This is a genomic window from uncultured Campylobacter sp. (assembly GCF_938045225.1).
Taxonomy (GTDB): Bacteria; Campylobacterota; Campylobacteria; order Campylobacterales; family Campylobacteraceae; genus Campylobacter_A.
Map to the genome: position 1 here is coordinate 1 of NZ_CALINL010000076.1, position 1,089 is coordinate 1,089.

Genomic DNA, 1,089 nt, shown 5'->3' on the forward strand with positions numbered 1-1,089 from the left:
AAACGGCGAACAAACGAGACTAAGATCAAAGAGCAAAGACGACGATGACGTGATAGAGGAGATCTTGATCTATCTTAGAAAACTAAACAAAGGACGGGCGGAAAAATGATAGACTGGAATACGACTGCCGCAGCGATTTATAGGCGTAAATTTGGCGCTTTAAAAGGCGTGATAGACGTTGATTTTACGCAGCTTGAGGGGCTTATCGGGATCGAAAAACAAAAAGAAGAGCTTGTAGAAAATACACGAAATTTTTTAGAGGACAAGGGTGCTAATCACGCGATACTCTGGGGCGCGCGAGGCTGCGGTAAAAGTAGCCTGGTTAAAGCCGTTTTTACTAAATTTTACCCAGAGGGCTTGCGGCTAATCGAGCTAAAAAACGACGAGCTTGAGATGATACCCGAGATCATTTACGAGATTAGGGATAGCAGCTTTAAATTTATCGTTTTTTGCGACGACCTTAGCTTTGAGGCGGGAGACATGAGCTATAAATTTTTAAAACCCGTGCTAGAAGGCTCGATCGAAAAGGCGCCTAAAAACGTGCTAGTCTACGCCACATCAAACCGCCGCCACCTGATCAGCGAGCTAAAAAGCGACAACGAGGGCGCAAGGGTCGGTGAGACGGAGCTGCACTATAGCGACGCGGTCGAAGAAAAGATCGCGCTTAGCGATAGATTCGGACTTTGGCTTAGCTTTTATCAGGGTAGTTTTGCGGACTATCTAAAGATAGTGGATTTTTATTTTAAAGATTTCGTAGGCGATAGAGCGATACTTCACGAGCTAGCTAAGCAATACGCCCAGCTTCGCGCGAGCCGCTCGGGACGCACGGCAAGGCAGTTTTATCTAAGCTATAAAGATAAAATTTGATGGCAAATTTAACTAGAGTAGGCTTTGTAGGCGATATTGTCGGACGCGCTGGACGAAGCGCGGTGATACAAAATTTGCCCAAATTTAAGCGTGAGTTTGAGCTTGACTTTATCGTCGCAAACGCCGAAAACGCAAGCGGAGGCTTCGGTCTAACCGCAACAAACGCGCACGAGCTGCTTGGCTGCGGCATCGATGCGATCACGGGCGGCAATCACAGCTTTG

2 protein-coding genes are annotated in these 1,089 nt (G+C 46.9%); both read left to right on the forward strand.

Annotation, left to right across the window (positions count from 1 at the left end; translation table 11 throughout):
- Positions 1-105: 105 nt before the first annotated feature.
- Positions 106-867, forward strand: a complete 762-nt coding sequence (locus Q0200_RS03225) for an ATP-binding protein (protein WP_297937633.1) — start codon at positions 106-108, stop codon at positions 865-867.
- Positions 867-1,089, forward strand: a 223-nt coding sequence (locus Q0200_RS03230; RefSeq protein ID WP_297937635.1) for a YmdB family metallophosphoesterase, incomplete at its 3' end; no start/stop codon positions are given. The genes Q0200_RS03225 and Q0200_RS03230, both read left to right, overlap by 1 nt.